This is a genomic window from Trinickia sp., assembly GCF_035492435.1.
In the GTDB taxonomy this organism is placed as follows: Bacteria; Pseudomonadota; Gammaproteobacteria; order Burkholderiales; family Burkholderiaceae; genus Trinickia.
In genome coordinates, this window is sequence record NZ_DATJJF010000172.1 from 1 (window position 1) to 6,956 (window position 6,956).

Annotated in this window: 6 protein-coding genes and 2 pseudogenes; all 8 read left to right on the plus strand. The window is 60.8% G+C overall.

Going from position 1 to position 6,956, the window contains the following annotated elements; translation table 11 throughout:
* The coding region (locus VL598_RS12710) for a hypothetical protein (protein WP_325327082.1) at positions 1-211 on the plus strand (211 nt) is incomplete at its 5' end.
* 49 nt (positions 212-260) lie between these two features.
* Positions 261-461 (plus strand): annotated as a pseudogene (locus tag VL598_RS17025) (GALA protein); the annotation flags it as partial.
* On the plus strand, positions 453-566 hold the full coding sequence (locus VL598_RS17030; protein ID WP_414718714.1) for a hypothetical protein: 114 nt from the start codon (positions 453-455) through the stop codon (positions 564-566). The pseudogene VL598_RS17025 and the gene VL598_RS17030, both read left to right, overlap by 9 nt.
* On the plus strand, positions 523-945 hold the full coding sequence (locus tag VL598_RS12715; protein ID WP_325327083.1) for a hypothetical protein: 423 nt from the start codon (positions 523-525) through the stop codon (positions 943-945). The genes VL598_RS17030 and VL598_RS12715 overlap by 44 nt, the downstream gene beginning before the upstream one ends.
* A gap of 642 nt (positions 946-1,587) precedes the next feature.
* The gene (locus VL598_RS12720) at positions 1,588-3,438 is read left to right on the plus strand and encodes an ABC transporter ATP-binding protein (protein WP_325327084.1); all 1,851 of its coding nucleotides are present in this window, start codon (positions 1,588-1,590) and stop codon (positions 3,436-3,438) included.
* 234 nt (positions 3,439-3,672) lie between these two features.
* Positions 3,673-4,752, plus strand: a complete 1,080-nt coding sequence (locus tag VL598_RS12725; protein ID WP_414718715.1) for an esterase/lipase family protein — start codon at positions 3,673-3,675, stop codon at positions 4,750-4,752.
* A gap of 207 nt (positions 4,753-4,959) precedes the next feature.
* Positions 4,960-5,886, plus strand: coding sequence for a lipase secretion chaperone (locus tag VL598_RS12730; protein ID WP_325327086.1), 927 nt, complete (start codon positions 4,960-4,962; stop codon positions 5,884-5,886).
* A gap of 355 nt (positions 5,887-6,241) precedes the next feature.
* A pseudogene (locus VL598_RS12735) lies at positions 6,242-6,956 on the plus strand (hypothetical protein); the annotation flags it as partial.

The window sequence follows — 6,956 nt, forward strand, 5'->3', positions numbered from 1 at the left end:
CGCTGGTGTATTGGACGGCTTGGGGAACCTGAGAAAATTACCCGACGAATTGTTGTTGGAAATCGCCCGTGATCCCGAAGTACGTCTTGGGCTTCGGGGTGCCAGTCGAAAACTGCGCGCCATCGCGCTTGAGAAAACGACCGAACTCCGAATTAAAGATATCCGGGGGCTCGACGCGGTTCTAATCTTGCGCTGCGTTCGCTTGACGTGAGTGGCCTTAAGCTTAGCGACGAGCACGTGAAAGCGCTGGCACGCATACCACGCTGCAATCGCTTAACCTGGGCCGCAACAAGATTGGCCCTAAGGGTGCGGAAGCGCTGGCACGCAATACCACGCTGCAATCGCTTAACCTGAGCGACAACAAGATTGGCCCTGAGGGTGCGGAAGCGCTGGCGCGCAATACCACGCTGCGTTCGCTTAACCTGAGCGACAACAAGATTGGCCCTGAGGGTGTGGAAGCGCTGGCGCGCAATACGGCGCTGCAATCGCTTAACCTGAACTGCAACGAGATTGGCCCTGAGGGTGCGAAAGCGCTGGCAGGCAATACCCACGCTACGCGAACTTGACCTGAGCGAGAACTGGATTGACTCTGAGGGTGCGAAAGCGCTGGCGCGCAATACCACGCCGCGCGAACTTGAACTGTGCCTCAATGGGATTGACGACGCGGGCGCGCTAGCGCTGGCACGCAATACCACGCTGCGCAAACTTAACCTCGAACACAACTTCATTTCCGCCGCTGGTGCGACAGAGCTGGCGCGCAGCGCCACGTTGGAGTCGCTTGACTTAAGCTACAACAGCATTGGCGACGCGGGCGCGCAAGCGCTGGCGCGTAGTACAACGCTGCGCGAACTTGACTTGGGTGGTAACCACATTCGCGAAGCGGGCATTGCAGCACTGAAGAGCAATGTCACGCTGTCTTCTTTGGAGCTGAGTGGTCAATGGTAATAGTCCCAGGTGGCGCCGAGCTCATGCACTAGAGGGCAATACCGACCCTGTCGGCCGGAGGTGTCAGAGGTCCATGATGTTCGGGGCCGCTCGACGTGCCGCAGTTGCGGCGTTTCACGCTGCCGACGCGGATCTTTGTGACGAGCGCCGCCCCGCGCGGGCCACGCCGCGTTGCCGGAGGTCGAGTAATCGCTCTTCCTATGGGCGTCACCGATTTACGCAAAAATCGTAAGGTAAGGCCTGCGCGTAGCGAAACAGCTCATCACTCGACGAAGCACCATGCCTAGATTCATTTGCCGAACCGCGCAGCACTGATAGACTATCGGCTTCCATCCAAACGATACGAACAGGAGGCGCCCGATGGTAACGACGACGATGCTGACATGCGCCGTGCGCATGCTCCTGTTCGCGACTCCGGCAGCAGCAGTGCCGCGACCGTAGTTTCCCGGTTCGTCGCTTTTTCCCTTCTGGCCAGCCTGCCGTGCGCGGATTTTTCCGTCGCGGCCATTCGTTCAGTGCGGCTGGCTGATTCTGTTCAAGACCGTGCGTGGCGCGGATGGCGTTAGCCCTTCCGCTCCGCTTTGCTTATTGCTGTCGATTCGATGCCCCCGCGCGAGTGAGCGCTCGTGGGGCGGAGCCTCTATGAACCGCAAAAAATCATCTTTTGGCGGCCAGACGTTCAAAAACGTACTTGGCTACACCTTCGCACACTGGCGCCGGCAGGATTGGCGCGTCATTGTCGTTTCACTCTGCGCTCTGGTGGGCGCGTCGGCCGACGTGTCGATGCCGCTTTTCGCGGGCCGGCTCATCAACGCCCTCGCGCACGGGGGTGAGGACAAGCACGTCGCGCTGCACGCGGCGCTTACAGCTTTCTCGGCGCTGATTGGCCTTGGGCTCGCTGGGGCGCTGTTTCGCTATCTCATGTATGCGCAAATTACCGCGCTGACGTTGCGCATGATGAGCGACATTGCGGCCAGCGGCTTTTATCGCGTGCAGCGCTTTTCGACCGACTGGCACGCGAACAGCTTCGCGGGTTCGACGGTGCGCAAAATCACACGCGGCATGTGGGCACTCGATCTTCTTAACGATACGTTGCTGCTCGGTCTCTTGCCTTCGCTCGTCATGCTCGTCGGCGCAACCGTGCTGCTCGGGACGCATTGGCCGGCAATGGGTGCCTTCGCGGGAGTGGGCACGATCGTCTATGTGACCGTGATGGCGAGCCTTTCCCTCGGCTTCGTCGCCCCGGCTGCTCGCCTCGGCAACGCCTGGGACACGCGTCTGGGCGGTGCGCTTGCCGATGCCGTGACCTGCAACCCAGTCGTCAAGGCGTTCGGTGCCGAGCTGCGCGAGGAGGCGCGCCTTGCGCGTGTCATCGGTAAATGGCGTAGCCGGACGCGTCGGGCATGGCTGCGCGGCACGGCCAATGGCGGTGTGCAAAACATCATGCTGGCTGGCATGCAGGCGGGCATTCTCGGGGCTGCGCTGATCTTTTGGATCGAGGGCAAGGCGAACGTCGGCGATATTGCCTTCGCACTGACGATGTTTCTCGTGCTACAGGGTTATCTGCGCGATGTGGGGATGCACGTGCGCAACTTGCAGCGCTCGGTCAACGACATGGAAGAGCTTGTCGCGCTCGAGCATCAGCCGCTTGGGATCGAAGACAAACCCGGTGCGCTGCCTATCGTGATTGACAAGGGGGAGATCGTTTTCGAGAACGTCACGTTCCGCTATGGCGCACACAGTACACCGCTCTATTCGGCATTCTCCGCACGCATCGCCCCGGGCGAGCGTGTGGGCCTCATCGGCCATTCGGGCTCGGGCAAGACGACGTTCATCAAGCTGATTCAGCGCCTCTACGACGTAACGGATGGCGCCATCAAGATTGATGGGCAGACCATCGCCAATGTCCAGCAGGCAACGCTGCGCGCGCAAATCGCAATCGTTCAGCAAGAGCCGTTGCTGTTTCACCGCACGCTGGCCGAAAACATTGCGTATGCCAGGCCCGGCGCGACGCAGGCGGACATCGAGCGCGCGGCACGGCTGGCAAACGCCCACGATTTTATTTTGGCGTTGCCGAAAGGCTATGACACGCTAGTCGGCGAACGCGGCGTCAAGCTTTCGGGCGGTGAGCGCCAACGTGTGGCTATTGCCCGCGCGTTTCTCGCCGACGCACCCGTGCTGATCTTCGACGAGGCCACGTCGAGCCTCGATAGCGAGAGCGAAGCGCTGATTCAGGAGGCGATGGAGCGGCTGATGGAAGGCCGCACGACGCTGGTCGTCGCGCACCGGCTTTCAACGGTGCGCGCGCTCGACCGGCTGCTCGTGCTCGACAAGGGCCGGGTGGTCGAAGAGGGGAGCCACGATGTGCTGATCCATCGCGAGTCCGGTCTATACCGCCGGCTCTTCGAGCGACAGGCGCTCGAACTGACGAAGGGGCTCGACAACACGCGGATGAGCACGCCCGCCCGCGGCATACCGGTGACGGAGGCGTGACCGGGGCGCACGACCGACTCCCTGACTAGGGGTACCCGTCGAAAGCAGTTTTTTCGCGTTTTTGATCGGATTTTTTGCTGCTTTACTCCAACGCATTGCGGTTTTATCGGCGCGTTTTGTCGCGTTTCTGTCGCGACATCATGCGCCGACTGCGAGCCCATGCTCGCTCGTCAACGCCAGATTGGAGGGAAGCGCACTATGTCAGAATCACTCGGCAGGGCTGGGTGGGCACGCATGAAATTCATTGCGTCGGTCGCGGTGTTGCGTGGCACGCTCATCAAGTGGGCAGTGGCGTGCGCGGCACTGCTTTCGGTTTGCGCGACGCATCCGGCATCCGCGGACGCGACGATTGCCGACACCTACGCAGCGACGCGCTACCCGATCGTCCTGGTACACGGGTTCATGGGCACAGACACGTACGCCAAGGTCCTCGATTACTGGTACGGCATACCCTCCGATCTGCAATCGCATGGCGCGAACGTATTCGTTGCGAATCTGTCCGGCTTTCAAAGCGATCTCGGCCCGAACGGCCGAGGCGAGCAATTGCTCGCCTACGTCAAGCGGATATTGGCGGTAACGGGCGCGCAAAAGGTCAATCTGATCGGTCATAGCCAAGGTGGCCTCACCGCGCGGTACGTCGCGGCAATCGCACCGGAACGCGTTGCCTCCGTCACGACGATCGGCACGCCGCACCGCGGCTCAGAGTTCGCGGACCTCATCACCGCGGTCGGTCGGAAGGACCCCACCGGGCTTTCGGAACCGATCGTCGCCAAATTTGCCAACCTTCTCGGCACACTACTTAATCGCCGTCAAGGCGCCAACCAGGACGCGGCTGCGGCGCTGCAATCGCTGACCACCTCGGGTGCCACGGCATTCAACGATGCATTACCAAGTGCAGGCCTTGGCGGACCTGCTTCTTGCACCACTGGTGCTGAGACGGAGAACGTCGGCGGCAACACGCACTTTCTGTACTCGTGGACGGGTAACGCGATTCAACCTGCGTGGGCGATGCTCGGTGTGCGCGGTGCAACCGATACGAGTGTCTCGGGTGTGCTCGATGGCGCCAATTTCAGCGACCCGACGACGATCATCCTGCTCGGCACGGGCACGGCCATGACGCTCAGGGAGGCAGGGCAAAATGACGGTCTCGTCTCCGTTTGCAGCTCGCTGTATGGCAGGGTGCTGAGCACGCGCTATCGATGGAATCACCTTGACGAAATCAATCAGGTGCTGGGGTTCGTGGGCCAGCAAGGGGAAGATCCGGTCGCGGTGATCCGGACGCACGCCAATCGCCTGAAGTTGCAGGGGCTTTGATCGATGAGCGGCGCGGTGAAGGCACGAAAGATCGGGCGAGCTACAGCTGCTGTGGTCACTGCCATTGCAGCTATCGCTGCCGTCTTGGGCGCGGAGCGTGTTGGTGTGTGGCGCGACGGTGCGTCAATGGAGGGGGCGTGCGACGGCCGGGTTCCTGCTGCCGGCGCAAGCGGCCTTTGCGCTGACAGCGGCACGTCGAGTGCAGCGTTGCGTGTCAAACTCGAGGAGCCAGCGAGCTCGGCCGGCCAGCCGCCATGGCCCACCTCGTTGAGCGGCTCGATCGCGCCTCGCCTTCCGCTAGGCAGTGGCGGCGAGCTTTCCAGAACGCGGGCCGTGCGCGATTTTTTTGACTACTTTCTAAGTGCACAGAACGAAGTGTCGCCTGCTGAAGTCGATGCGATGGTGCGCCGTGCGATTGCCGCACAACTCGACGGCACGCCCGCGCACAGCGAAGCACTCGACGTTTGGGGGAAGTATCGCGTCTATCGTGAGGCGGTTGCACGCATAGCGCCGCTCCAGATGTCGGCCACGGCGCAGGCGGCCAACGGCGGCGCACGCAGCGACAGCGATATCGAGGCGATGCAAGCGGCAATCGCCGAGCGTGCGTCGATGGCGGAGCGCACAATGGGCGCAGCATGGAGCGAGGCCTTTTTTGGCCACAAATGGAGGCGCGCGCAACGCGCGCTTGAGCAATTGCGCGTGACGAGTGACGCCACCCTCACGGACGTGCAAAAGGCGGCGCGGCTGGAGGCACTCACAAGCCTGCAGCCGAAGGAAAAGGGCGAAGGGTCGGAACTTGATTCAGGCGTGCAAGCTGGCGTCACGGCGCTCGCCGCGCTGCAACAGCAGGGCATGCCTCTCGATGAGCTGCGGGCCACAGCGACGCAGGCACTGGGGCCGGAAGTTGCCCAGCGCGCAGTGCAGATGCAAAGCCTTGATAACGCTTGGCGGGCCCGCTACGAGCGCTACGCGGCGCAGCGTGCACAGATCGACGCAATGGGTCTTGCGCCGACTGAACGTGCGGATCGGGTCGCGCAACTGCGTGAGCGCGCGTTTGCTACCGTGGAAGAACGGCAGCGCGCAGCCTCCTGGGATTGGGATGCGTCCGCAGTTTCGTTGAATCGCGGCTCGTAGCCTACGATTGGTACTGCTTGTCGAAACCTACAAGCCACGCTTGCTTGCACTCCAAAATCCCATCATCGAAACGATTCAAAAGGATTTTGAAAGATACATTCGCTTTGAGAGGGACTCGTGCTAGCGGGCCCTAAAATTTAAAGGACCCTCTTTAATCAATCTGTAATCCGCTTCCCTCAAGATTCCCCATTCATCCGCCGATATACCTAGTGGCTTGTAAACAATCCTGCCATGTATGGCAGGGCTGCCTTGACATTTCCCCTTTTATCACGCGAGTTGGCGGAAGTCCTTTATACAGGTGGATTTCCGGTTCAAGGCCCCAAGATCTGATTTTTTAGAAAATCGCAATTCAACAATGACAATCGTGTCTCATGCGTTAGAAAATGCAGGCCTCACCGACCAGGAGCGGAACGTGTATGGTGCGCATCACGCCTCCACGATGGCGCCATTGCATGAGACGCTGAAAGGGCTGGCCGTACGAATCGCCAACCACTTTTGCGAGGCTCTTAGCCTTGGTAGCTCGAGGGAGGTTATCGAGTCACTATCGGACGACCACCGCAGCCGATTCGCGTTGGAACAAGCCTTGCACTTGGTTGCCGTCGCCGATCCCCAACTGACGGCGACGGCGCATCGAACCGCAGCGCGCAAGTTTGGGCGCGAGTGTGCGATTCTGAATGTCAACTTCCCAGATATCATCCCTGCGCACGACACACTAATCGAAGTACTGGAAAAGCAGTGCGATCAGGTCATACCCGGTGGGGCGCTGTCCCTGGTCAGGAGGCGACTCGCCTTTGACTTGGCTCATCAGTTCGAGGCCTATCAGCAGCTGAGAGCCGACAATGATCAACTTCTGGATCGTTTGGGAACGCTCGCCGCCGAAACGGAGAGCTATAACGATCTAATGGCTGGCACTGTCGAACTGCTTAGTGGAAACGAAGATCTGGCGGGTTGCTGGGTTGGCAGGCCCGACAGCCGGGGAAGGTTTCGCATCGAATTCGCTTCCGAGGGACCGGTAGGGCGATATCTTTCCGAACTCGATGCCACAGCAACGCGCCCGGCGACGCAAGACA